The organism is Bacillus sp. CH_70, from assembly GCF_038007045.1.
Lineage (GTDB): Bacteria > Bacillota > Bacilli > Bacillales > Bacillaceae_G > Bacillus_A > Bacillus_A cereus.
In genome coordinates this window covers 1,911,080-1,935,172 of the sequence record NZ_JBBOWL010000001.1, presented here as the reverse complement: position 1 = coordinate 1,935,172, position 24,093 = coordinate 1,911,080, and the positions used below count along the sequence as shown (strand labels likewise).

Sequence of the window (24,093 nt, the reverse complement as noted above, 5' to 3'; positions counted from 1 at the left end):
ATATGTTATAGTGCAAATATCTTAACTTATACAAGTAGGTGAAATATGCGTACACTCTATCATCCAAATCGAGAAGAAATTCAATTTTCTTCTGTCTTATATGCACTTAGCGATCAAATTCGTTTACAAATTGTAAATATGTTACTAGAGAAAAGTGAACAATCTTGTGGTGCTTTAAACATCCCTATTGCGAAATCAACTTTATCTCACCATTTCAAAGTTTTACGTGAGTCAGGTGTTATGTACACGCGCCTTGAAGGAACACAACGTTTCATTTCAATTCGTGAAGAAGATTTAAATGCTAGATTCCCAGGTTTGTTACAAGTTGTATTACATGCGACAAAGCCATATTAAAAAACATCTCATATTCATATGAGATGTTTTTTAATATGGCTATTCTTTTAATAAATCTATTAATCCATTCCCTTCAGATGTACGTTCGTACCCTAAAGGTACAGTTCTTTTAATAAGTTGTGCATATATTTCCGGCTCTGATAACTTTCGACCGTATTCTTTCTCACACTGTTTAATGAGCAAGGCGAGCGCCCCAGCAATATGCGGCGTCGCCATGGAAGTTCCACTTAACACAGCATATTTCCCATCTGGATACGTAGATAATATTTCATCACCTGGCGCTACTAGATCAATTTCTTGATTTGAATTACTAAAACATGCAATCTTCCGCTCTAAATTAACAGCACCAACTTCAATTACCTCAGAGTAAGCACCTGGGAAATCTAATTCCTCTGTTTCATCATCGCAATCTCCATTATTTCCAGCAGCACATACAACGAGAACATCCTGCTTTACCGCATTTTGAATTGCTTCATGTAATTCTGGAACATCTTGCGGACCACCAAGTGACATTGAAATAATTCTCACTTTCTCTTGATTCGGCCCTCTCCAATTTACAGCATAATGAATTGCCTCAATAATTTGCTCATAACTTCCAGAACCATCTCCCGCTAAAACTTTTAATACTAACATTTTAGCAAGTGGTGCAACTCCTAATACACCGACACCATTTTCAGTCGCGGCAATCGTCCCCGCTACATGAGTACCATGTCCGTTATTATCAAGATACACATTTGGATCAGCTTCATAATCTTTTGTGAAATTTCTTCCGTCGATAATACGATCTTTTAAATCTATATGATTAGTATCACACCCTGTATCTAATACGGCAACGACTACATCTTGCCCCTTCACACTCTTTTCCCATACTTGCGGAGCGTGAATCATTTGTACACCTGGTGGAATTTCATTTACTTGTTCTACCACCTTATTTACGGTAAACGGAATCAATTGTATACCTTTTTGTTTATTCACTGTACTACTCATCGTAATCCCTCCTGAAAATGTATTATTTTCATTTCAGACCACTTTTGAATACGTGTAAATGTAACATTCGTTTTATTCTTTTTGTTTTCCTTCTTTTCAAATATTTCTCAACATCATTTACTAACTCTATACTACTTTTTTATTTTCCCTATGATTTGTAGGAAGTAACCCCCATGTCGTTCAACTACTAACCAAAATAAGAGAACCAATTAATGGTCCTCTTACAGTCTTTTAAAAGAATGATATGTAATTGGAAAAATAATATAAATTAAGACTAAACCTCACTCTTGTTTAAAAACTTTTCTATTTCTTTTACTAAATATTCCGCTCCCTCTATCCCAACAGTAATATTTCCATTTGCTAATGATATGTTCTGTTCTGAAACATCACCTGTGATTTGGCAAGCATTGTAAGGTTGATATTTTTGTAAAATGATTTTATCTGCTTCTACAAAAATTTCAAGCGGTGATTTGATTTGTATTCCCAATACATCGCGTAATTCTTTAGGGATAACAATTCGTCCTAATTCGTCTACTTTTCGAATAACTCCTGTTGCTTTCATATTTCTCCCCCCTTACTCTATATTAATTTTTTCACCTCGCTTTTTCCATTTTATCACTTTTTGGCAATACTTGCCTCTTTTTAGAAAATTTTGTACTCGAGTTAAAAAAACACATTTAATGCATACGTAATCTCTCTTTCAATTGTTTTACATAACGGGATCTTATAAGTAAGAAGTATACAATTTGAATACCTATGAAAATACTTAATACAACTGTATTTTCTTTAAACAATGAGTACTCAAACATTTGCCCTAACGCAGTTAAGGCTACTGCCCCATGTAATGTTGCAACACCAATTGGAACGAAGAATAAAAGCGCCAATCGAATTGTAACTACCTTCGATAATTCCCCACTCGTCAATCCAACTTTTCGAATCATTTCGAACAAGCGAACATCATCCTCCAAATCGGAGAATAAACGGAAGTAAAGGAAACTTCCTGCGCAAACGAAAAATACTATACCAATAAAGAAACCTACAAATAAAATCGGTCCTGCAATTTGTAAACTTTGGTTTTGTTCGTACTCTTCCGCACTAAACGTTGACTGTTCTTGATACGGTTTAATTTGATGAGTAAGCTCTTTACCAATTTCAATCTCATCTTTCGTTCTTTCAGTTTTATACATATAATCTTTTGTCTCTATAAATCCATCTTGTAATGAATCATATTGATTATTAGAGATTACATAAACATTTCCTCTTAATATTTTCCCCAATGAAGATGAAGTAACTTTTTTCACCTTTAAACTTTCATTCATATTGGGTAAAGTAATTTCTTTTCTTTCTTTCATCGCTGGCCCTGGTATATCAGCTGACAAAAATACAATCTCTTTATTGGCTACAGTATTAAATGGTTCTCCTGTTAACTTTGCATATTCCTTATAATCTGATTCTTTTATAAAAGTGGCGCTTCTTAACGACTGTTCCTCCGTTTTCTTTGTCGAAATATTAGTTTTTGAAGCTGCTATATTATGTTTCTTTAATCCTTTGTCAATCATTTGTATATGTTGTGATTCATTACTATTCCCTTCCTTAGAATGGTAATGAAACGCAATTGGTCTCTCCATTATCCCTTTCGTCATGGATGCGAAGCCGACTAATGTCCCTATTGCGGAAAATGCTACAGTAGAAATAATGGTTACAATAAAGAACATTCTTGCGTTATCTCTCATGCGATACGCTAAATCTGATAACGTAATAATATTAGTCTGTGTCCAATAGAAACGTTTACTTTTTTTACATAATCGAATAATAAAGACACTCAGCTGCTTGTACAACAAATACGTCCCAATAATAACTACCGTTGTAACAGGAATCATCATAATAAATACCATTGCGCCATGCGATAGAAGAGCTCCTATATAGCCAGCACTAAGCAATACTACTGCTAATATTGAAGAAATGATTGATGCTTTCGGTTCTGGTTTTGCCTCTGCTGACCCTCTAAACAACTTCATAATTTTATTTTTACGAATCATTCCTGCACTAAACAATGATATGATCATAAATAATATGAAAAACATAATACTTGTTACAACAATTGCTTTCATCGGTATGTAATAGGATAAGGAGATATCTAGTTTTAATATCATCGGGGCGACAAATAGTAATACCCCTGAAAATAACATACCTGAAAGAATACCAAAAATAATTGCCCCTATTCCAATCATAATATTTTCAAAAAAGATAAGACGCTTTAATTGATATTTCGTCATACCTAGCATCATTAAAATTCCTAGCTCACGCTTTCTCGTTTTTAAAAACATTCCCATCGAATATAAAATAAAGAAGAATGTAAATAAGTAAATAATAGACTGTGCAAAAGACATACTTACGAATACGTACTGACCCAATTCTCCTGCACTTAATGCCGGATGAAACGCAAAAAATGAATACACAAAAAAGGCCATAATAGCAAATGCACTACTCAAAAAATAGGCTGAGTATGTCCGTCTATTTCGCGTTACATTCCGATATGCGAGTTCTCTAATGTTCATATTACTTCTCCGCCCTTCTTTCTACTAACTATGTTTTTATATTAGTAAAGTACGGAAATACCTTCCATCGATTCAAATGACAAAAACCTTACAGTTTTGAAAGGTTTAAAAAATTGCTTATACGTAGTACTTTATTTATAATGACTACATTCATATTCATACACACATCCTATTGTATATTCGTTAGTTTTGCGAAATAATAAAGGATAGAAGTATGTACCATTATACATATAAACTTATTTACCGCTTTAATATGAATAGGAGGAAAACATAATGACATTACAAGAACAGATTATGAAAGCATTACATGTTCAGCCTGTAATTGATCCAAAAGTTGAAATTCGTAAACGAGTTGATTTCTTAAAAGATTATGTAAAAAAAACAGGCGCAAAAGGATTTGTACTTGGTATTAGCGGCGGCCAAGACTCTACATTAGCAGGACGCTTAGCACAACTTGCAGTTGAAGAAATTCGTAACGAAGGTGGTAATGTAACGTTTATCGCCGTACGTCTTCCTTATAAAGTACAAAAAGATGAAGATGATGCACAATTAGCATTACAATTCATTCAAGCAGATCAATCTGTTGCATTTGATATTGCTTCAACTGTTGATGCTTTTTCAAATCAATATGAAAACTTATTGGGTGAATCATTAACAGATTTCAATAAAGGTAACGTGAAAGCACGTATCCGTATGGTTACTCAATATGCAATTGGTGGACAAAAAGGGCTACTTGTTATCGGAACAGATCACGCTGCAGAAGCTGTAACAGGGTTCTTTACAAAATTCGGAGATGGTGGTGCAGATTTATTACCATTAACGGGATTAACGAAGCGCCAAGGACGTGCATTATTACAAGAGTTAGGTGCAGACGAGCGACTTTACTTAAAAATGCCAACAGCTGATTTATTAGATGAAAAACCAGGTCAAGCTGACGAAACAGAGTTAGGTATTACTTATGATCAATTAGATGATTATTTAGAAGGTAAAGCAGTTCCAGCTGACGTTGCAGAGAAAATTGAAAAACGTTACACAGTGAGTGAGCATAAAAGACAAGTACCAGCGTCAATGTTTGATGATTGGTGGAAATAAATAAAACATAAAAAAGAAGCTAATCTCATTTAGCTTCTTTTTTATATGTTAACGATATACCCCTACTCTTTTCTCCAATAAATCTTGCAGGCAATCTTCATGCTGTTTACAAAATAACGGTGGCATGTCGTCTAACGGGAAAAACTTCAAATCCAACGTTTCATCACCATCTACTTTTTTGTCGCCCCCAACTATTGAGCATGAAAAACACATCACAATTGACTGTGCCTTGTCTCCATTTGGATATGATTGAAAATATTTTGTATACACTCCAATAAGCTCATTTATTTCTACATCATACCCGGTTTCTTCTTTTATTTCTCGGATTGCAGTTTCTGCAGCCGATTCTCCTATCTCCATTGCGCCACCTGGAAAGCCCCAAGCGTTAAAGTCTCCTCTTTTTTGCAGTAATACTTCCCCTTCTTTATTAAATACACAACCACCGGCAAAGTTTAAGAAAACATAATCATGTCCTACTTTTTCACGTAATTCTTTTATATAATTCGCCATTCTCTTTCCCCTTTTCATACTTCTTCTATCGCTATTTCTTATCTTTTTCAAGCAATTCAATAATTCGATCTAGCTTCTGGTTCATATTAATCACGTGGTGTTTCTTTGCAACGCTGCTTTGTAATACTCTTCTAATAAACAAAGTAAATGATATGAAAAACAAAACGATAAGTCCGATTACTAAACAAGTATATATCAATGTGAAAATATTACTTTCGAACAAGTTCATTCAGCATTCACATCCTCTCCTTTTTATTTTATCACATAATTCCCAATATTTTAAAGTGATCAACAAATATAAAAAGAGCATCTTTTACAGATGCTCTTTCTCATTGCTTAATACGTAAATGTAATTGTCGCCAATGAATAACCAGCCAATGCACTATAAGGTGCTACTTGATAAGACACACGCTTTGCACCTTTTGGCCAATTTATTTCATTTAATACTTTCTTTATATCTTGCATCGTTCCATCCATGGACTGCTTATATCGTACTTCTACTTTTTCTGGTTTGGCTGCAAACTGTTGCTGCAACTTTTGCTTAAATTCATTATAATTTTCTGCTCCGTATTCTGCAGATAAGTATTGTAAATTTGTTTCTTTTAACATCTGCTCATATACAACAGTTTTTGAGCTACCAGCTTTTATTTTATTTGTTAATTCACCAAAATAACTTGTAGTTGCCGCTGGATATTTGCTACGATCCCATTCATGATCTTTACTTAACTGTTCGTCAGACATATTAAAATATGAGTAAGTTACACGCCCTGCTTTATCTGGTACTGGATCATCAAATGTAGTATCTAGGTGATACCATTTGTTTTCAATGTTCACTAAATTCCACGCGTGAGCTTGTCCATTTCCTGTGCCTGTTACAATATGATTTTGAATACCTGCCTCTTTTAACAACTCATACGTTAATAATGTATATCCTTGGCAAACGGCAGAACGATTCGCTAATGCTTCATATGCTGTATACGCTTGATAAGACGTATCATAAGACACATGCTTCACAACGTAATCGTGAATAGCTTTTACTTTCTCATGCTCATCCATCCCTGGTTTTACAATTGATCCAACAATTGATTTCGCCTGAGCTTTTACATATTGAGTTTGTTCTTTTGATTCACGGTATTTTACTTGCAGTGTAAACGTATAGTCCCCTGGCATTCCTTTAATAGAATATCTAGTAGACGCTACATTATATTTTACATACTCATCAGCATCTACAATTTTATTAAACTCACCATACAATTGATCCATAATATTTCTAGCATTTCTATCTTTTGTTTTATATGTGATTGTAATATTTTCTTCTCGATTATCAATCTGTTTTTTTAATTCTTTTCTGAAATCATCTAATAACTTTACATCTGATTGTGCTGTCACCGTAGTCGGATTTGTAGCTGCATAAGATACAGATGACGCTTGTAAGCCTCCCATTACTATAGTTGAACAAAGTGCGGCAGCTGTCACATACTTACTTGTCTTTCCCATCTTGTCACTCCTTATATTCTATAACTATACGAAAAAGTATCGTATAGTTTCAGAGTATACAATACTTTTTCGTATAGGTCATATGAGATTATGCATATTAACTAATTCACATAAAAAGGTTGTTCTTTTTAAAAGAACAACCTTTTTTCATTAGCATGTTTGTAATACACAGCATGTATTTTCAAAACGTTGATTTTTCAAATCTTCATTACTAATACAGAAATATAGCATCCCTAGTTCTCCCCAAACCATATTACAATTTTTATGATCTGAATCAATTTGGAATAAAAGAGTCATTTGCTGCGGGTCTACTCCCATATATTCTCCTGTCTCATATAACACTTCTTCTTGTACAGAGAATGGCTCACCAAACATTTGATGGTTATCGTAGTTATCTGGAATTAGCTCTTCAAGTAATTGCAAGAAACGATCTGAATCAGCCTCATCTTCAATGAAAAGTTCTGGTAATTTGTATGTCAGTTCAAAAATAATTGCACACTGGTTATATTTCGCTTGTATTTCATTTTCTCTTCGTAATTGCTCTACAGGAACATCATAATAAAGTACACGCCCAGCTTCTGTTAGATTCACATTTTCTTCAAAATAATTTTCAATGCAAAAGAAATACAGCATCCCCGTCTTAGGAAGATTGTGATCCATACCAACGTTTTGTAAATCAGTTAAGTTAAATTGCGCGATAAATTGTAGTGGATTTCCCTTATGCTTTGGATATTCAAATAAAGCTGGTAAATCAGGAACTCCTCCCATTTTCGAACTACCTATCGCAACAGTTTCCTGCTGCTTTGGCACAACTTTTATACAAGGAAATACAGTATTAATAAGTTCTTCTTTCAAGTGTGTTAGTTCATATTTATCAATTAATACTTCAATTTTTTTATTCATAAATTCTCCTTACATTTACATACTTATTTATATCATAGTACAAAGATTATACTTCATTCTTTACAAAATCAACAAGCCTCTAAAAAAACGGGCTTATCCTTCGTACGCGAACAAGTTTAAAAAAGCATACTATACATTGTTCCTACAAACACGATAATTCTTTATTTCTTCCAGTACATTTTCCCCTCGTTCATTTTTAAATATAAGGAGGAATTCCACATGGGTTACGGATATAGTTGCTGTGGTTACGGATACGGTGGCGGCGGTTGTGGTTACGGAGGTTTCGCTTTATTAATCGTTTTATTTATCCTTCTAATCATCATCGGAGCTAGCTGTTGGGGCGGCTTTGTAGGCTGCTAGTAAACTTAAAAACTATTAAAAAAAGCACGTACAATACGTGCTTTTTTGCCATTTCCAAATCTTTTATTCGAAAGGAAGTATGTTTAATGAAGATTGATGGTGTTTTTGAAGGAGGCGGTGTGCGCGGTATTGCGCATGTCGGGGCAATTTGCGCGTTAGCCGAAAAAGGTTATGAATGGGAACGTGTAGCTGGTACATCGGCTGGTTCGATTATTGCAGCGCTCCTAGCGGCAGGATATTCTTGTTCAGAGTTAAAAACGATTATAACTGATATTGATTATAATAAATTTACGAAAAGAACTTTTATTGATAGAATTCCTTTTATCGGTAAGGGACTAAGTGCATGGACTACTCTAGGTATATACTCTAATGTATTTATAGAAGAATGGATTGAAGAATTACTTCGAAAAAAAGGTGTTCATTTATTTACTGATTTACCAGATCTAAACAAACTCAAAATCATCGCCTCTGATATTAGTAATGGTAAAATGGTTGTCTTTCCTGACGACTTACCAAACTACGGATTTTTAAATTATCGCTTCTCTATCGCTAAAGCGGTAAGAATGAGTAGTACAATCCCCTTCTTCTTTGAACCCGTAAAATGGAGAACTCCAAAATGGAAGCAGTCTTGTTATATGGTTGATGGAGGAATTCTAAGTAATTATCCAATTTGGATCTTCGATTCACCTACCGCTCCTCGCTGGCCGACTTTCGGATTTCATTTTGTAAAAGATGAAATTCAAGCTGACCCTGCTCACTATAACGAGCCTATTTCTATGTTCAAAGGACTATTTAAAACAATGATGCAAGCTCACGATTTACGTCATTTAGATAAGGAATCAAAAGCAAGAACCATTACAATTCCAACAGGAACGATTACAAGTACTAATTTTGAACTGACAAAGGAAGAAAAAGAATGGCTTTACAATTCTGGTTATAACTCTGCTAATAAATTTTTACAAGCTTGGAACTTTAGGCAATATATTGATGAATATAGAAAAGGAAATCAAGACCGAAAGACAAATCGATTTTTTCGTCAACTTGACTCATAATATTATTATTTTGCATACAAAAACGTTTGACAAATTAATAGTAAATAAGCCTAGTAATTTCTTATATTACTAGGCTTATTTACTTCCTATACAATCTCGTACATTGTTTAAGGATACGATAACCCTTCGGCTTCTTCTGCAGTAATAACTATGTAACGATTTCCCGTTCTTAATCCTAACAGTTCTGCTTTTTCAATTGCTTCTTGCTGCGTCTCGGCATAAGCAGCTAAATATTTTTCTCCATTGATCATTTGGCAAATTACATATTGTTTCATTACTTTCTCCTCTTACTTTTTCATTAGTTGTGCAAGTTTTTTTATACCTATTTCAATTTCTTCTAACGTTGCGTATGAATACGATAGGCGCAAAAATTGATTTGCACTTCTATCATATAAAGTACCTGGGTTTAATAAAACCTTTTCTTGCAGAGCTTTATCAAATAAACTGCGATATGAAATGGGTATTTTTATATGTACCCATATATAAAACCCGCCTGTTGGTTCATGCCAAGTTGCTATTTCACGAAGATATTTATCTAACATTAGTAACATAAAATCTCTTCGTTTTTTCAATTCACTTCTTACAAATCGCAAATGCTCATCATATAGACCATTTGTAAACCACTCTGCTGCAATTTGCTGGGATATAGTGCTTGAACCATAATCTGTTTGCATTTTTATGTCTGACAATCTTTGAATTACTGGCTCGGGTCCAACAATCCATCCAATTCTTAAACCTGGACTAATTACTTTGGACATGCTTCCAATATGTAGTACAATTCCATTTTTATCATAGGCTTTTAAAGATTTCGAACTAGGTGCATCAAACCATAAGTCTTGATACACTGCGTCCTCTATAATAGGTAATCCAATTTCATTACATACTTCCATTATTTCTTTTCGCTTCTTAGTATTCATACTAAAATTCGTCGGATTATGAAAAGACGGGATTGTATATAAAATAGAGGCATTGAACTGCTTCTTATATTTCTTAATATATGATGTATGTAACCCGCTCTCATCCATTGGGATTCCAATTAAACGTACTCCTGCTGATTGAAAAACATTAAGCGAATATAAATAGGATGGTTTCTCTAATAAGATGGATGCCCCTTTCGAAAGAAGCCCCATAGAAATAAGTTGCAGCGCTTGAATTGCTCCTGAAACAATTAATATAGAGGCAGGAGATACATATACGCCATGCTCCTTTAAGTATTCGGAAATCTTTTCCCTTAAATACAGATTTCCTTTCGGCTCTTCATACCCAAGCGTCACATTTGACTTTAAAAGCTTATTCATAATTTCTTTCATCTTTTTCTCAGGTAAGAGACTCGGCGCGAGCTCACCTGTTCCTAACCGAATTACATGTGGATAAAATTCAGCTTGATTAATCTCTTGAATAGCTGGGAGATTCGGATAATGAACTCCTGTTTCTACATAAGACTGCCAATTAGGCGGGGGTGCGTAAGTTGAAGCATTCTCATTATTATTTACAACAATTGTTCCTTTCCTGCCATTCCCTTCAATATATCCCTTCGCAACTAGTTCATCGAAAGCCATTACAATTGTGCTTCGATTCACACCAAATGTATGGGCCAAATCTCTTTGTGAAGGTAATTTTGTTCCAACGGTCCATTCTCCATTAACAATCCTTTCTTTTATATACGTTTCTATTTGTTTATACAGCGGCGTCGCTAGAGACATATTCGGTTTCCAAACGAATCTTTCCATCATATCACCTTATATTCTTTTTGGTTGGTAACCTCCCCAACCATATGGATGGATACAAATTTTCATTTCTTCTATACAATATACACTATCATAATGAATTAAAATAGGAGGTAATATGATGAGTGAAGCAATTATTCATGGTATCATTCTTGCATTTGGACTTATCATTCCATTAGGTGTACAAAATGTTTTTGTCTTTAACCAAGGCGCTAGCCAACCAAACATTTGGAGGGCAGCCCCTGTAGTATTAACTGCCTCTATATGTGATACGTTACTCATATTGATTGCGGTGCAAGGTGTCTCCCTTGTACTCCTTACTTTTTCTTGGCTAACTAACTCGTTATATATAATTGGATTTTTCTTTCTCCTATATATGGGCTTTGTTATTTGGAGAAGTAACCCTTCCAACGATGTAAAACAAGAAAAAAGTATGTCCTTAAAAAAGCAAATCCTTTTCGCAGCATCAGTTTCGTTATTAAATCCACATGCAATTTTAGACACAATCGGTGTAATTGGAACAAATTCTATTCAATACATAGAAAGTGAAAAGTGGGCTTTTACACTTGCAACTATTATCGTTTCTTGGATTTGGTTTATAAGCTTAGCTTTAGCGGGGAAATTTCTAAAAAGACTAGACTCAACCGGAAAGACAATCTTATTATTAAATAAATTTTCTGGTCTCATCATATGGGGTGTCGCGCTTTATATGTTAAAACAAGTTATTTATTCTTAATGAACGAAAGAGAATTGCATGTTACTGAAAACATCATGCAATTCTCTTTCAAATTATGAAGTAGGTTCTGGTTTCTGTTTTACCATCTTTGCATCTTTTGCTGGTTTAATCCAAATGATTGCTATAACAGCACCAATGGCAGCGAAAATACTTGTCAAATAAAACACTTCATGGTCCGCCCCTTTCATAAAAAAAGAATATAAAGGTGGTCCAGCTGCTACACCGATAAATCGCATTGAACTATAAAAGGACGTAACCGTTCCCCTTTGCTCCTTTTCAATCCCTTGTGTAATGAGAGCATCTAAACATGGGAGTGCCATACCAATTCCTATCCCCATAATAACGAGACAAAGAAGTAGTAAGTAAATCCCTTTTATAAATAAAGGAATGATGACTGATGCAGCTGCCATTAAAAAACCAATATAAATACACTTCTTCATAACATTTTGATTATCTCCAATTTTTTTACCGGCCATATAGGAACTAAGTGACAGTACAAGTAACGGGATAGCAAGCACACACCCTTTCCATATACCATGAATGTCATACTTTGATTCCAGTATAGTCGACAAATAAAAGAGAATTCCGAATAAAATAAGCATAATAATTGCACCTAATGCAAAAATGGCAATTAACCATCTTCCCTTTTCTCGAAACGTAGAGATAATAGATCGAATAAACTCTTTTAGTGGCGGTACTTCCCCTTCTTGTTTTTTTGCCTTTACTAATACCAGCAATAAAACAATTGCTACGACACATAAAACTGGAATCGCCCAAAATGGTAAGAACCATACAATGGCAGCAAGAGCAGATCCTAAAATAGGGCTCAGCACTTTTCCAAATGTATTGGATGTCTCAATGATTCCCAAACCTGTACTAACTTGTTTTTCATCTTTGTATAAATCACCAACACACGGTATAACAACCGGCATTGCACCAGCAGCACCAATACCTTGAATCGCTCTACCGATTAGTATCCAAATGTAGGGATTATCAACTTTCCATGATACCCAACCAGTTATCGCTCCTCCTATAGCCGCAATCAGCAAACTCGGAACCATTACCATCTTTCGTCCCCATCTATCTGATAAATAACCAGCAATCGGTATAAGTAAAATGGCTACGATAGAGTAAATTGTAATAATCATGGATACTTGAAACGATGAAATATGTAATTTCTTTTCAATTGTCGGCAAGATTGGAATGAGCATTGAATTCCCTAATGTCATGACAAGTGGAACTGATGCAAGCGCAATTAAACAACAGTTTTCTTTTTTTAACATGTTGATTTCGGAACCTTTCATCATATATTTCTTACCATATAATAGCCCTGCTGGAACATAATTTTCATTCCACCAGGGCTATTACATCTTTAATACTTCCCATTCACAACAAAAGAAATTGGGTAAAATATAGTATTACTTCTATTCTTTGAATTCTGTTCACTATATATCCATACCAATTAATTGAAAAAAAAAGAAAGGAAGAATCCTTCCTTTCTCCTATAACCTTCTACATTTAGCGAGTATATCCGCCACCAAGCTGTTGTTCTGCCATCGCTACTAGGCGTTTTGTGATTTCACCGCCTACAGAACCGTTTGCACGTGAAGAAGTATCAGCTCCAAGTTGTACACCGAACTCTTGTGCAATTTCATACTTCATTTGATCTAAAGCTGCTTGTGCTCCATGTGATGCTAATTGATTAGAATTACGATTTCTAGCCATTACCAATCACCTCCTTATTTATATATAAATTGTGTTAAATTCAAATTAAAATACATGGAAATTTTTGGTTATTTTTTACCGTAAAAAAAGAGCCTCTAAACGAGACTCTCACATCATTTCACATTACGAAGTTACTACTTCTAATTTTCTATTTATTAATACTTTCATTTCTTCTTTTAATATCTCTTTTGAATTATGTCCAAACCATTCTAAGGAAGCAAAAAGATCCGTATTTCTCACTTCCTGAATAATCTCATCATAATTTACAATACCTTCAAATAACGGAACCATACCTATACGACTTCCTGCTGCAGCATATACATTATTAGGTTCAAACACATGCAAATAATCCGCTGAAGATATATTCTTAAAATGGTAATGTAGTGTCCACGGCTTTAATCGATGGAAACTGTCTATTGGATCTGCGCCAGACTCCCATATATGAAGAAAATCAAGATTTATTTTTAAATTCGGATGGTTTACTTCTTCTAATAACTCTATAGTAGAAGGCAATGTGTCCGTTAGTGTATTGGGATGTGTTTCTAACAGCACATACATATTGTTCTGAGCAAACACATCACAAATCTTACGTATTCGCTTCACATACTCTTTTCTCTCTTGTTCCGAGAAGTCCTTGCTCCCTTTTTGCCCAGCAAACGTGCGAATTTTATTCGTATTAAACCAATTAGCTAGTACTACAAGTTGTTCACTTTTCTCTATCGTTTTTTCAAAATCTGCTGATAATGATATATCTAAGTAATCACTTATCATCGTAATTTCTAAGTTTTTATCCTTTAGAAAATTCAATTCTCGTTCTGTCGTTTCACGTTCTTGCATGTACAAATTTTGTGCATGCGTCCCCCATAATTCAATTCCTTCAAAACCGTTTTCATATGCAAATTGAACAATATCAGTAAATGAAATTAATTGATGACGAAATGAAATGGTACATAGCGAATATTTCATAGTATTAAACTCTCCTATCTTAAATTCAGTTAGCTTATTAAAGAGTTGCGACAGATTGATTTGTTTTCATACCTTTCCATGATAGAAACTGTCTCTCTAATTCCTTCTTAATTTGCAGTTCAATTGCATTCATTTCATCCAGTTTTTCAATAATCGATACTAGCATACCTTTATTATTCGTCATTGCCATTTTAATTGCACGATACTGTACATTTGTAAATCCTTGTACAATATCCTCTACTCGATCACACCAATAATCAAATTCTTGCTCCGAATATTGCAACGTTTCACGGAAGTATGCAAAGGCATGCTCATAACTATATTTACGAATTGCAAGTACTGGTATTTGTTTTACTGCTGCTACAAGTCCAGAAAGCGCATATCCTTCTTCCTCATTTGCCATTTTTACAATTAAATTTTTCAGTTCCATAGTCAGTTCATTGTCGTTCTTTTTGAATGTTTCTGTGAAATAACTAGCTACTGTTTCTTGCGTTGGCTCTCCAATTCCTTCTATATCAATGAAATAACCTCCACCAAATGGGTTATCTTGAATAGAGTGAAGTACTTTTTCTCTTTCCATATTTCCTTCCCAACGAAAATCAGGATCTAGCATGAACCATTCTTCTTCTTTCTCTGTTTTTGATATCATTAAATAATGTGGAAACGGTTTTTGATGAAATTTATTTTCCCTCTCTGGTAATAGAGACATATCAACCATTACAATGACATAACGATTTTCCGGCTTGTTTTCTACTAATTCTAAAAACGTTTCTACATTGCTATCTTTATCTTTTGCATGATCATACCATTCGTTTACTTTAATACCGTACAATTTTTCAAACCAAAGTAAATAATGATCATGGTTAATGTTTTCAGAGTGATATGAAATAATTCCGCCTTGTGTTATATCAAAATCTCCATCCCATAGTCCAAAATAAAATGGACGAAAATCAATGTCGCTACGCCTTTTTATAATTTCACAAAAACAACTCACTAAACAGTGCACTTTAATTGAAGTCATACTCTCATCCACTTTCCTAAAGGTTAGTTATTCACATTTACTTCCTGTAACGGCTCTAACTCTTCCATAAAATCAAGCAAAGATCCTACAGTAAGAAATGCCTTTGGGTCTACCTCATCCTCTGGAACGCATAGCTTTACATCCATTTCTATGTATACAATAAGCTGTAACATCATTACCGAATCTATATATAAATCTTGATTTAAGCGCATCGTTTCTTCTAAATGCGTTACATTTTTCAGTTCCATTTTTTCTATCATAATTTTTAACACGGCATTCTTTAACGCTTCCCGTCTCATGTTGTAACCTCTCCCATCTCTAGTAACTTTCTACTTACTTTTCCAGTTTTATTTTTAGGAATTTCATTTACACTTTCAATTTCATGCGGAACTTTATAAGAAGGTAAGTGCTGAATACACCATTCTCTTATTTTCACTGGATCAACATGAGAGATCACTTTCGCTTTAACTATTTCGCCCATCACAGGATGTTTCCCCCGATATACAATTGCCTCTTGCACACCTTCCAATCGAAGCATCGTTTCTTCTACCTCTATAGGAAAGACTTTTAATCCTGAGACATTAATTACATCGTCCATACGCCCCATAAAATGAATGCCACGCTCAGATTTATACCCTAAATCCTTCGTGAAAATTTCCTTATCATTCATTTTCACGACGATTTCTTCCGGTGCATTTTCATCTGAACCTATGCTTATACTTGCATGAGGTAGAGGGTTTCCTAAATCTAAATGGCTTTTCATATCATGACATATACTAATACAACCTGCTTCAGAACAACCGTATTGCTGCATCATATATGTTGTCATTTTTTTTAGTTTATAAAATAGGGCTTCTGGCAAAGGCGATCCTGATGTCATAATTTTATGAAACTGGAACGTTCCTAATGGAAAACTCCCCATAATGTGTAACATAAGTGGTACTGCATATATAATATGTTTTTCTGTATTGCGAACTATATTTAATGCGAATTTAGGATTTTTGTTCGTAATGATTACAGGCTTGCTCCCCCTCGTAATTGCTGATAACGTACCACATATTAGTCCATATGAATGTGAAACAGGAGACATAACGATTGGCACTTCATCTACTTCACAGTTTAAAGCTTCATTATAGGCAGTAATTTCTGTATCAACTTCCGTCCATGCTCTACGAATCAGTTTCGGTTCTCCCGTAGTTCCCGAACTATATTGCAATAAAGAAGGCTCTTCTAGTAAAAAGTTCCCTACTTCTAATTTTGTAAAATCGCCATATTCTCCATATAAAATCCCTACACAATTTGCACGCTTTGCCATTTCAATAGCCGTTTCTTTTGGCGTATCTTCATGTATAAGTAATACTGATGATTTCTTTTCTTTTAAGAAAAACACAAGCGTAATAATATCGAATGGATCTTTCAGACAAAGTGCAAATCTATTTCCTTCTGCTTTTTGAAATTGTTCCATTTCCTCATAAACTTGTAATCTCAATTCAAAATCACTTTTGCTATACTCTTGTTTATTAACGATTAGCATAATTTCCCCCTGTAACAGCTGATTTTTGTTTCATAAGTTGTCTTACTCTATACAATGGATTTGGAACTTCATGAACAAGCGATTCCACATCCATATATAATCGACGTTTCGTTAATTGTTCAGCATAGAATGTAGGTGCATATAATTGAATATTTTCAAATCTACCTTTCAAATGTGGATATATTCTTAAATGATTTTCAATTTCTTCAACAACCATCATCCAAAAATGTTCTTCTTTCAATCCATACTCATCCGCAAGTACGAATGCTAATTCTCCTAAATTAAACAGGAATAGTGCATCTAACACCATCTCTTGCAAACATTCAATGCGATCCATTTCAAAGAAATCATTCATTTTTCCATTCGCATATGTTTTATGCATTTTAGTAAAGTCGGGACATTTGTCAACTTCTTTCAAATATGGACGATAAAACTCAAGCCCTTCATGAAAATCCTTTAACGCAATACGAACAGGCACCCCTTCTTTATGGACTAGAATCATATTTTGTCCATGTGATTCCAGTGCGATGCCATGCTCTACAACAAGATGTATAACTGGTATTATCGCTTTTTGAATAAGTAATTGTAGCCAATCCTTCATTCCATATTTATTCAACCACGCATCAATAATTGGTGTACCATCTTTCTCTTTAGCGTATAAACCATTAAAAGGAATTGCATCCTCTTGTGCATCTAAATACTTGTGAACGCTTTCGCGCCAAATACATCCTAATGAACCATATATAGCTTTCTTATTCGTGTCATACGTTACACTTGAAAACTCACTTAACAAGATTAAACGTGCTTCATCCATTAAATAGGCGTCATTACTTACAACATCATTTAACCAATTTGATATTACTGGTGCACTCACAACAGAGTATGGTTTCAGCGTACGAAGTGTTGAAGTGTTGAGTAAATTCATCGATAATTTAACGTACGGTTTCTTTTGACTCGTAATATTTCTTAACGTTCTCATTGACTGTTGCGCGCAATAATCGTCCTCTGATGTTTCTAAATAAATAATAAATTTCCCCTGTATATGATCCCCATAATTTGAAATGATGAAATTCTCCCACTGCCATGGGTGAACAGGTATAAACACGTACTGTTTTGGATTACATCCCTTATTACGAATTCGTTCCATAAACTCTTCTAATTTACGATCGCCAATCTCCTCTCTTAAAAGGTTGTTATACATCACTTCATTCTCATAACCTACAGTCGCATAATTCTTATGCGCTGCAATCCATATGAGTTTTATTGGCTGCATAAATTCATAACCATATTGAAAATTGTCACGATATTGAAATCCAACACGTGCTTTATAACTAGGATGATATGGATGGCCGTCTATTAAATGACTTTCAAACTCATCGTAAGATTTTTGAGTGTATTCTTTCTTATTATTTCTTTCATATTGTGCAATCGTGTCTTTAAATATTGTTTGTTCTAATTCGTGCATAAAAGAATCTAATTTAGCTTGTTCTACACTAGCAACCCGAAAAACTTCTTCTAGAAATTGCGAGACAGATTGTATTTCTTGCTGTTCATCTTGGACTCTTACTATTAATGAGTCTAAAGAAATACGTCCAAATGTCATCCGTTCCCTGCCATAGCATTTGTACGTGACACTTTTGTCTTCTTCATCAAGTCCTTGTATTATAAAAAGAATTTGTTCTTCTTTTTCTATGCGAACCGGTGTAATAATCCCCTCATAAATTAACGATTCTACTAATTGACGTAGCACTCTTCTTCGTACCGAAATGTAATCTTCTGATTCGAGCGCCTTCAATACTTTCGTATGATACATGTCCACTCTCATAAAACCCTCCACCTTATGACAAAATACCATTATTTGTATTACGTGAAATTTTAACGCTATTTATGAACGAACAGCCACTTCTCTAACAAGCGGATTATGTACTTGCACATAAATTGCTTGCTCTAATGGATTACTTAACTCATCGACATCGAAAAATCTCGTTAGTAAATTTGCTTTACACGCTAACTTATCTTCGTCCAATAATTCTCTTAAAAAAGTTGAAGGTTCCCGGTTATACGGAAGGAATGATTCAAGTACAGACCTTAATTCCGAGAGAAGAATTTCCTCCTTAATTAATCCTGCTGTGCCAAAACCATTAATGAGGCCAAACATATGATTGAAAATTAAGTAGTAACGAAATCTCTCATCCACAATATAGTCGTCATATAAATTTCCAGTACGTTCTCCAATACCAACTAATTCATTATTAAGCATCTCTTTCATTGAATTACAGAAATAAAATCCTTGATTATCACGGAAATAATATTTGACCGGATAACCATCTTTTAGCTGAACAACGCTATTTTGCTGATGAGCTTCTAATGCAACACCATACTGTAAATACATCCATACCATTGGCTTTAAAGAAATATTCATATATCGTCTAAACCACTCTAAGCTTACTTCTTCACAGCTTTTACTTTCTAAATTTGCTAGGCGATGAATAATATTCGATAACCGCGTACGCTCTCCAGGTATAGCGTCTTGAACTAGCCCAGCAATTAATGTTGCGTCGTTTGCATGTTCACTATAAAAAGGGTTCTCGCGAATAATCACTTCAAATCCAGATTCTTGTGTTCCATAATTTAATGTAATATAGGCTGGATCACAAATAAAATCAAAGCCTGGAAATCTTTCTCGTACTTCACCAATAGCCGTATTTAACATTTCCTTTCCTTCAAGACCACTCTCAAGTTCTTTCAGTTTATTAATACGCATTGAATTCGTTACTTTCACCGGAAATGAAAACTTAAGCATATACTTCGAATCAGGATGATACAGTGTCCTTAGTGATGATGTTGCCATATAATACTTACCTACAGGTCCAATATACTCAAGCAATTCTTGAACTATCCAATCTTGTACGTAAGCTTGATGCAAGAGCCATTCTGCCTGAAGCGGATGAATTGGAATTAATGCATATTGATCTTCCTTACAGTACTTCTCTATAAATTCCTTACTAACCATCTCATCATTACTTAATTCTTCTTTTATAATCGTTGTTGTAGAATCTGATAATAATGATTTTTCATTTACTATACTTTTATGGGCCCGAAAATAATGAAGCTGACATTCTCCTTTTAATTCTGGAGAATACATTGCATTTTTCCAATCCAATATCCCCTGTCTACTCTTTGGTGTAGGATGAGTTAAATGCCCAAATAATAAAGACTGCTCCGCTTCTATAAAAGTTGTATGGAAACCGTATAATGCGGACGTATCTTCTATTCTCTCTTTTGTAAATTCCTCAATATTTTGACAACTACGGATAACTCGAAGCATAAGTTCCGCAGGATTCGTCCCTTCTCCGTAGTTGATAGACATCTCTTTTATTAAAAATGTAATAACTGTAACGTAATCTGCTTTAATAACAGAATTACTATCTCCAATTTGATAATAAAATTGTTCTCCAAACAAATGACGATCTGTTGATGATTTATATATAACTTCTCCATACAAAGTAACGTTCTGTGCCGATAGCCGACAACATAAATATGTGGGGACTGTATCTCTATTCAACGTATTACTGAAGATAAGCTTCATTCTTTCATCCTCTGTAATCCATTCTCCACTCGCTGTTTCTCTTAAATAACAGTTTAAAAAGCTTTGTAATGTTGCATGTTCTGCGATTTGTTTCGCATGCTGCATGTTGGTCCTCCTCTTTATATTAAAGCTATCGAAATTTTATATAATAAACGATAATTGAATGTCGTTATCAATTATGATTCTAATTGATAATGATATTCAATTCAAGAGTATATTTCAGAATTTTTTTATCTGATTTAATTTTTCTTGTTTTCTCTCTTTTCTTTAATCTAGTTAAAAATACACGAAAAAAATACTCAATTTCAAACTACATACTTACTATTTTTCATTAGTAATCTATCCAAAATGGTTAAACAAAAGAGGTATACCTTAATTGGTATACCTCTTTCAAACATAAAGTTTACATAATAATATTATTTAAGCAAATCTATATAACTTTTTGTATAACAAATTCAAATCTCTCCAACAATACGCTGTTTCTTCTACCCTTACTCTCTCTAAAAATTTCGTATCAATTTTTTCAGGGTTAAATTTTTCATAAAACTTTTTAGAAGGATTATTCGTAACAACCCAAACTAAAAGTGATTGCATATCATTGTTTATACAATCCGATAATAAAGCTTGAAATAACTTTTGTCCTATTTTCATTCCTTGATACTCTTGTAAAAGGTAGATTGCATATAATTCTCCATCACAATTATATGTACCAGTTCTTTCTACTCCCCCATCGACGAATCCAACTATGTCTCCATTTAAATTCTCTGCTACAAATCTAAATTGATGATTACCTTCTTTTTGAAAAATATCTTCCCATTGTTTTTCTCGTTTCTCATATGCTACATTATCTAGAATTTCGTCAGCAAATATCCCTTTATACGTTGTTTTCCAACTATCAACATGCACCTTTGCTATACCTGGTATATCATCCTTTATTGCTCTTCTAATATGTATTCCCATCATTTCTCCCCCTTGTTACTCATCATTATATCAATTTCATTCCTTAAAAATCCAAATAAAAAAGAGTGAATTCACTTCACTCTTTTTATCACAATTATCTACTTTCCACTTCAACTGAAACTACTCGATCAATCTCTTTCAGGGAACTATATAACTCTGTTGTATATAAATCTTCTGGAGCTAAAATAACCATCTCCAGTTGCTGAAATGCTCCACTATCTATATCTTTAATTTTCACGCGTTTCACATGCATGCCTAAATTTTTAATTTGCTTAAATATACCATCTAACTCATGATGCTCTTTAACAGTAATTTTTATAGATAAATCCTTTTGTCTTAATGAATACGGTCCTGCAATTTTCACAAGTTGCGGAAGTACATTAATCGCTAAAATAATTAAAACCATAGCAACTGTCGCTTGTAAATAGAATCCCGCACCAATTGCGATCCCTAAAGCTGAAGCAGCCCACACCATAGAAGCTGTTGTTAATCCAGAAATAACATCATTACTTCTTCGTAAAATGACACCTGCGCCAAGAAAACCAATTCCACTAACAATTTGAGCGGCCAGTCGCATCGGATCCATATTTGTATGTCCTGGAACAGAATATACATGCACAGATTCAATTGAAACCATCGTAATTAAACAACTTGCTACAGAAATAACCATACTTGTTTTCACACCAAGTGGTTTATTCTTTAGCTGCCTATCTATCCCGATGAATAATCCTAAAAAGAGTGCTAAACCTAATTTGAGTAAAAATTCATATGACATATTTCCATTCTCCTTACTTTACAATGTTTCCCTTAGAATAACTCACTATAACTCTTTTATGATATCAATTCCAGTCTTTTCTATTCATTTAACGTAAAAAACCGAAAAAACATTTATAACGATGTTTCTCCGGCTTTTTATTACACTTTAGATTCTTCTTTATTTCTGATCTTTAATCTTAATTTCTGCATCTTTGTAGAATGCTAATTTACTGTCATTATACTCTTTTGTAAATTTGTTAAACTGCTCTTTCGACTTTTGTGCTTCCACATTTAATTCATTAACAGTTTTAACTTTTTCACCGATTTCTTTTAATTTCGTTTCTTTTACTTTTAATTTTTCATACAGTTCTTTTTCAGTCGCTAACACTTTCGTGTAATTTTCATTCATCTTTTTGAATGCATCATAACGATTTTTATACGACTCTTCTACTGCTTTTGCTTGTTTTTGTAACTTCTTATCTTCAATCTTCTCTATATTACTTTGAACAGATTTCGTTTCCTTCTGTGCTTTTTCTAGCATTTCTTTTTCACTTTTCAATACTTTTTCACGATCATCTACATTTGCAGTAGCTTGCTCTATTTTCTTCACAACTGCTTCATTATGATCTTTACCTTCTTGCAAAATTTGAGCATATAATTCTTGCCCTTGTTTCTCTAACTGCTCTAATTTTTTTGCTTCATCCACTAAAGATTTTTCTTGTGTTGCTGCTGTTTCAAAAGCTGTATATAGATTTTCTTCTGGCTTTTCACCGAAACAACCTGTTAAAAGTCCTACTGATAATGCTCCAACTACTGCTACTTTTCCATACTTCAACGTTCATTCCTCCATTACATACGGTTATCATGCCAGAAGTTCACTGGGAAGTGACTCTCTTCATGATAAGCTTCAAACTCATAACCCTTTTCTTTTAGCCCCTTTAAAATTGCTGGCACAGCAGCAACTGATTGCGGGTGAATATCATGCATTAAAATTACTTCTTGTGGTTTTGTTGCATTTGTTAATACGTTTTGAGCAATTTGTGCTGCAGCTGCATCAACTGGCATTTTATTGTATCTCCAATCTAATGAATCAATTGTCCAATCCCACACTTTAAATCCGCCTTCTACCACTTTATTTCGAAGACCTTCATTCAATCCAGGCATCGAACCATATGGAGGACGTGTTAATTTAGGTGATTTCCCAATAATATTAGCGATTAAACCTTGATCTTCTTTCATCTCATTTACATACTCGCCATTTTTATATAACTTTGCGAAATTATGTGTCATACTATGCATGCCTACATAATGACCCTCAGCATTTTCACGTTTCACTAAATCAGGAAATTCTTTTACATTCGCTCCAATTAAAAAGAACGTCGCCTTCGCATCATGTTGTTTTAGCGTATTTAATAATTCAGCCGTATATTTCCCTGGCCCATCGTCAAATGTAAGATAAGCAACTTTTCTTTCTTTTCCATTAAAACGACTTGGTGCCGTTTTATTCATTTCAACTTTCGGCTGTTCACTTGCAAGCTGCACTACATTTTCTTGTTTCGCAACAGCTTTTGCTGGTGAAGTAATTGATTGAAACATGTAATACCCAATAGCTACTGCGGCAATCGCTATTAAAACGACTACTATTTGTTTAATTTTTAAAGCTTTTTCCATTCTATCGAATTCCTCTCCCTATTAATCTTATATATAAATCGCCCAATATAATTATACATCTATTTATTTTTATTTCACCATATAAATAGATTTTA

26 protein-coding genes are annotated in these 24,093 nt (G+C 34.1%); 5 read left to right on the top strand and 21 right to left on the bottom strand.

Translation table 11 applies throughout. From position 1 onward, the window contains the following. Positions 1-45 precede the first annotated feature (45 nt). Entirely contained in the window at positions 46-354 is a 309-nt protein-coding gene (locus N2V79_RS09940) for an ArsR/SmtB family transcription factor (RefSeq protein ID WP_053564708.1), read from the top strand. 39 nt (positions 355-393) lie between these two features. On the opposite strand, the gene N2V79_RS09935 is transcribed toward N2V79_RS09940, so the two are convergent. The 3 genes from N2V79_RS09935 to N2V79_RS09925 form a co-directional block, all read right to left on the bottom strand. After that, positions 394-1,341, bottom strand: coding sequence for a serine protease (locus N2V79_RS09935; protein WP_053564709.1), 948 nt, complete (start codon positions 1,339-1,341; stop codon positions 394-396). A 274-nt stretch (positions 1,342-1,615) separates the two neighbouring features. Beyond that, positions 1,616-1,903 carry an AbrB/MazE/SpoVT family DNA-binding domain-containing protein gene (locus N2V79_RS09930; protein WP_000648324.1) on the bottom strand — a complete coding sequence of 96 codons (288 nt, stop codon included), beginning with the start codon at positions 1,901-1,903 and terminating at the stop codon, positions 1,616-1,618. Positions 1,904-2,018: 115 nt separating this feature from the next. After that, the gene (locus N2V79_RS09925) at positions 2,019-3,899 is read right to left on the bottom strand and encodes an FtsX-like permease family protein (protein ID WP_071731023.1); all 1,881 of its coding nucleotides are present in this window, start codon (positions 3,897-3,899) and stop codon (positions 2,019-2,021) included. Positions 3,900-4,172: 273 nt separating this feature from the next. Between N2V79_RS09925 and nadE the strand changes: the two genes are divergently transcribed. Continuing rightward, positions 4,173-4,991 carry an ammonia-dependent NAD(+) synthetase gene (nadE, locus tag N2V79_RS09920; protein ID WP_000174904.1) on the top strand — a complete coding sequence of 273 codons (819 nt, stop codon included), beginning with the start codon at positions 4,173-4,175 and terminating at the stop codon, positions 4,989-4,991. 48 nt (positions 4,992-5,039) lie between these two features. Here the strand turns inward: nadE and N2V79_RS09915 are convergent, their stop codons facing one another. The 4 genes from N2V79_RS09915 to N2V79_RS09900 form a co-directional block, all read right to left on the bottom strand. Next, complete coding sequence (locus tag N2V79_RS09915; protein WP_000024996.1) at positions 5,040-5,501, bottom strand: NUDIX hydrolase; 462 nt, start codon at positions 5,499-5,501, stop codon at positions 5,040-5,042. 31 nt (positions 5,502-5,532) lie between these two features. Further along, positions 5,533-5,730, bottom strand: a complete 198-nt coding sequence (locus N2V79_RS09910) for a DUF4083 domain-containing protein (protein ID WP_001048104.1) — start codon at positions 5,728-5,730, stop codon at positions 5,533-5,535. Positions 5,731-5,837: 107 nt separating this feature from the next. Continuing rightward, positions 5,838-6,998: a transglutaminase domain-containing protein gene (locus tag N2V79_RS09905; RefSeq protein ID WP_000520865.1), complete on the bottom strand. Its 1,161-nt coding sequence runs from the start codon at positions 6,996-6,998 to the stop codon at positions 5,838-5,840. A 150-nt stretch (positions 6,999-7,148) separates the two neighbouring features. After that, positions 7,149-7,901: a YwqG family protein gene (locus N2V79_RS09900; RefSeq protein WP_340719814.1), complete on the bottom strand. Its 753-nt coding sequence runs from the start codon at positions 7,899-7,901 to the stop codon at positions 7,149-7,151. Between the two features lie 219 nt (positions 7,902-8,120). Between N2V79_RS09900 and N2V79_RS09895 the strand changes: the two genes are divergently transcribed. Beyond that, positions 8,121-8,261: a YjcZ family sporulation protein gene (locus N2V79_RS09895; RefSeq protein ID WP_000540419.1), complete on the top strand. Its 141-nt coding sequence runs from the start codon at positions 8,121-8,123 to the stop codon at positions 8,259-8,261. An 86-nt stretch (positions 8,262-8,347) separates the two neighbouring features. Beyond that, positions 8,348-9,313 carry a patatin-like phospholipase family protein gene (locus tag N2V79_RS09890; RefSeq protein WP_340719813.1) on the top strand — a complete coding sequence of 322 codons (966 nt, stop codon included), beginning with the start codon at positions 8,348-8,350 and terminating at the stop codon, positions 9,311-9,313. Positions 9,314-9,420: 107 nt separating this feature from the next. On the opposite strand, the gene N2V79_RS09885 is transcribed toward N2V79_RS09890, so the two are convergent. Further along, entirely contained in the window at positions 9,421-9,588 is a 168-nt protein-coding gene (locus N2V79_RS09885; RefSeq protein WP_000816390.1) for a DUF3933 family protein, read from the bottom strand. 12 nt (positions 9,589-9,600) lie between these two features. Beyond that, positions 9,601-11,043, bottom strand: coding sequence for an aminotransferase-like domain-containing protein (locus tag N2V79_RS09880; protein ID WP_340719812.1), 1,443 nt, complete (start codon positions 11,041-11,043; stop codon positions 9,601-9,603). 118 nt (positions 11,044-11,161) lie between these two features. Here N2V79_RS09880 and N2V79_RS09875 point away from each other — a divergent pair, with 118 nt between their 5' ends. Beyond that, positions 11,162-11,776, top strand: coding sequence for a LysE/ArgO family amino acid transporter (locus tag N2V79_RS09875; RefSeq protein ID WP_340719811.1), 615 nt, complete (start codon positions 11,162-11,164; stop codon positions 11,774-11,776). Between the two features lie 53 nt (positions 11,777-11,829). Here N2V79_RS09875 and N2V79_RS09870 read toward each other — a convergent pair whose 3' ends face one another. The 12 genes from N2V79_RS09870 to N2V79_RS09815 all read right to left on the bottom strand — a co-directional run bounded on the left by N2V79_RS09870 (position 11,830) and on the right by N2V79_RS09815 (position 23,998). After that, a complete protein-coding gene (locus tag N2V79_RS09870) occupies positions 11,830-13,059 on the bottom strand; it encodes an MFS transporter (protein ID WP_053565513.1) in 1,230 nt (409 codons plus the stop codon). Between the two features lie 235 nt (positions 13,060-13,294). Then, the gene (locus tag N2V79_RS09865; protein ID WP_000113545.1) at positions 13,295-13,501 is read right to left on the bottom strand and encodes an alpha/beta-type small acid-soluble spore protein; all 207 of its coding nucleotides are present in this window, start codon (positions 13,499-13,501) and stop codon (positions 13,295-13,297) included. Between the two features lie 123 nt (positions 13,502-13,624). Continuing rightward, the gene (locus N2V79_RS09860; protein ID WP_000877687.1) at positions 13,625-14,467 is read right to left on the bottom strand and encodes a sugar phosphate isomerase/epimerase family protein; all 843 of its coding nucleotides are present in this window, start codon (positions 14,465-14,467) and stop codon (positions 13,625-13,627) included. Positions 14,468-14,504: 37 nt separating this feature from the next. Then, the gene (locus N2V79_RS09855; RefSeq protein ID WP_000200729.1) at positions 14,505-15,488 is read right to left on the bottom strand and encodes a DUF6005 family protein; all 984 of its coding nucleotides are present in this window, start codon (positions 15,486-15,488) and stop codon (positions 14,505-14,507) included. Positions 15,489-15,511: 23 nt separating this feature from the next. Continuing rightward, positions 15,512-15,787 carry a petrobactin biosynthesis protein AsbD gene (gene asbD / locus N2V79_RS09850; protein ID WP_001250560.1) on the bottom strand — a complete coding sequence of 92 codons (276 nt, stop codon included), beginning with the start codon at positions 15,785-15,787 and terminating at the stop codon, positions 15,512-15,514. Continuing rightward, complete coding sequence (locus tag N2V79_RS09845; protein ID WP_340719810.1) at positions 15,784-17,022, bottom strand: AMP-binding protein; 1,239 nt, start codon at positions 17,020-17,022, stop codon at positions 15,784-15,786. Before N2V79_RS09845 ends, asbD begins: the two co-directional genes overlap by 4 nt. Next, positions 17,009-18,847, bottom strand: coding sequence for an IucA/IucC family protein (locus N2V79_RS09840; RefSeq protein WP_254488702.1), 1,839 nt, complete (start codon positions 18,845-18,847; stop codon positions 17,009-17,011). Before N2V79_RS09840 ends, N2V79_RS09845 begins: the two co-directional genes overlap by 14 nt. A 60-nt stretch (positions 18,848-18,907) precedes the next feature. Next, positions 18,908-20,716, bottom strand: a complete 1,809-nt coding sequence (locus N2V79_RS09835) for an IucA/IucC family protein (protein WP_340719809.1) — start codon at positions 20,714-20,716, stop codon at positions 18,908-18,910. A gap of 315 nt (positions 20,717-21,031) precedes the next feature. After that, on the bottom strand, positions 21,032-21,574 hold the full coding sequence (locus N2V79_RS09830; protein WP_061661211.1) for a GNAT family N-acetyltransferase: 543 nt from the start codon (positions 21,572-21,574) through the stop codon (positions 21,032-21,034). Positions 21,575-21,665: 91 nt separating this feature from the next. Next, positions 21,666-22,346 carry an MgtC/SapB family protein gene (locus N2V79_RS09825; protein WP_000119510.1) on the bottom strand — a complete coding sequence of 227 codons (681 nt, stop codon included), beginning with the start codon at positions 22,344-22,346 and terminating at the stop codon, positions 21,666-21,668. Between the two features lie 159 nt (positions 22,347-22,505). Then, the gene (locus tag N2V79_RS09820) at positions 22,506-23,162 is read right to left on the bottom strand and encodes a YkyA family protein (protein WP_000873563.1); all 657 of its coding nucleotides are present in this window, start codon (positions 23,160-23,162) and stop codon (positions 22,506-22,508) included. A 14-nt stretch (positions 23,163-23,176) separates the two neighbouring features. After that, positions 23,177-23,998: a peptidoglycan-N-acetylglucosamine deacetylase gene (locus N2V79_RS09815; RefSeq protein WP_000409484.1), complete on the bottom strand. Its 822-nt coding sequence runs from the start codon at positions 23,996-23,998 to the stop codon at positions 23,177-23,179. Positions 23,999-24,093: the final 95 nt, after the last annotated feature.

Bases quoted from the DNA above. Each gene is read 5' to 3' on its own strand.
- N2V79_RS09940 (WP_053564708.1), top strand. From the start codon at position 46: ATGCGTACACTCTATCATCCAAATCGAGAAGAAATTCAATTTTCTTCT.
- N2V79_RS09935 (WP_053564709.1), bottom strand. From the start codon at position 1,341: ATGAGTAGTACAGTGAATAAACAAAAAGGTATACAATTGATTCCGTTT.
- N2V79_RS09930 (WP_000648324.1), bottom strand. From the start codon at position 1,903: ATGAAAGCAACAGGAGTTATTCGAAAAGTAGACGAATTAGGACGAATT.
- N2V79_RS09925 (WP_071731023.1), bottom strand. From the start codon at position 3,899: ATGAACATTAGAGAACTCGCATATCGGAATGTAACGCGAAATAGACGG.
- nadE (WP_000174904.1), top strand. From the start codon at position 4,173: ATGACATTACAAGAACAGATTATGAAAGCATTACATGTTCAGCCTGTA.
- N2V79_RS09915 (WP_000024996.1), bottom strand. From the start codon at position 5,501: ATGGCGAATTATATAAAAGAATTACGTGAAAAAGTAGGACATGATTAT.
- N2V79_RS09910 (WP_001048104.1), bottom strand. From the start codon at position 5,730: ATGAACTTGTTCGAAAGTAATATTTTCACATTGATATATACTTGTTTA.
- N2V79_RS09905 (WP_000520865.1), bottom strand. From the start codon at position 6,998: ATGGGAAAGACAAGTAAGTATGTGACAGCTGCCGCACTTTGTTCAACT.
- N2V79_RS09900 (WP_340719814.1), bottom strand. From the start codon at position 7,901: ATGAATAAAAAAATTGAAGTATTAATTGATAAATATGAACTAACACAC.
- N2V79_RS09895 (WP_000540419.1), top strand. From the start codon at position 8,121: ATGGGTTACGGATATAGTTGCTGTGGTTACGGATACGGTGGCGGCGGT.
- N2V79_RS09890 (WP_340719813.1), top strand. From the start codon at position 8,348: ATGAAGATTGATGGTGTTTTTGAAGGAGGCGGTGTGCGCGGTATTGCG.
- N2V79_RS09885 (WP_000816390.1), bottom strand. From the start codon at position 9,588: ATGAAACAATATGTAATTTGCCAAATGATCAATGGAGAAAAATATTTA.
- N2V79_RS09880 (WP_340719812.1), bottom strand. From the start codon at position 11,043: ATGGAAAGATTCGTTTGGAAACCGAATATGTCTCTAGCGACGCCGCTG.
- N2V79_RS09875 (WP_340719811.1), top strand. From the start codon at position 11,162: ATGAGTGAAGCAATTATTCATGGTATCATTCTTGCATTTGGACTTATC.
- N2V79_RS09870 (WP_053565513.1), bottom strand. From the start codon at position 13,059: ATGTTAAAAAAAGAAAACTGTTGTTTAATTGCGCTTGCATCAGTTCCA.
- N2V79_RS09865 (WP_000113545.1), bottom strand. From the start codon at position 13,501: ATGGCTAGAAATCGTAATTCTAATCAATTAGCATCACATGGAGCACAA.
- N2V79_RS09860 (WP_000877687.1), bottom strand. From the start codon at position 14,467: ATGAAATATTCGCTATGTACCATTTCATTTCGTCATCAATTAATTTCA.
- N2V79_RS09855 (WP_000200729.1), bottom strand. From the start codon at position 15,488: ATGACTTCAATTAAAGTGCACTGTTTAGTGAGTTGTTTTTGTGAAATT.
- asbD (WP_001250560.1), bottom strand. From the start codon at position 15,787: ATGAGACGGGAAGCGTTAAAGAATGCCGTGTTAAAAATTATGATAGAA.
- N2V79_RS09845 (WP_340719810.1), bottom strand. From the start codon at position 17,022: ATGCTAATCGTTAATAAACAAGAGTATAGCAAAAGTGATTTTGAATTG.
- N2V79_RS09840 (WP_254488702.1), bottom strand. From the start codon at position 18,847: ATGAGAGTGGACATGTATCATACGAAAGTATTGAAGGCGCTCGAATCA.
- N2V79_RS09835 (WP_340719809.1), bottom strand. From the start codon at position 20,716: ATGCAGCATGCGAAACAAATCGCAGAACATGCAACATTACAAAGCTTT.
- N2V79_RS09830 (WP_061661211.1), bottom strand. From the start codon at position 21,574: ATGATGGGAATACATATTAGAAGAGCAATAAAGGATGATATACCAGGT.
- N2V79_RS09825 (WP_000119510.1), bottom strand. From the start codon at position 22,346: ATGTCATATGAATTTTTACTCAAATTAGGTTTAGCACTCTTTTTAGGA.
- N2V79_RS09815 (WP_000409484.1), bottom strand. From the start codon at position 23,998: ATGGAAAAAGCTTTAAAAATTAAACAAATAGTAGTCGTTTTAATAGCG.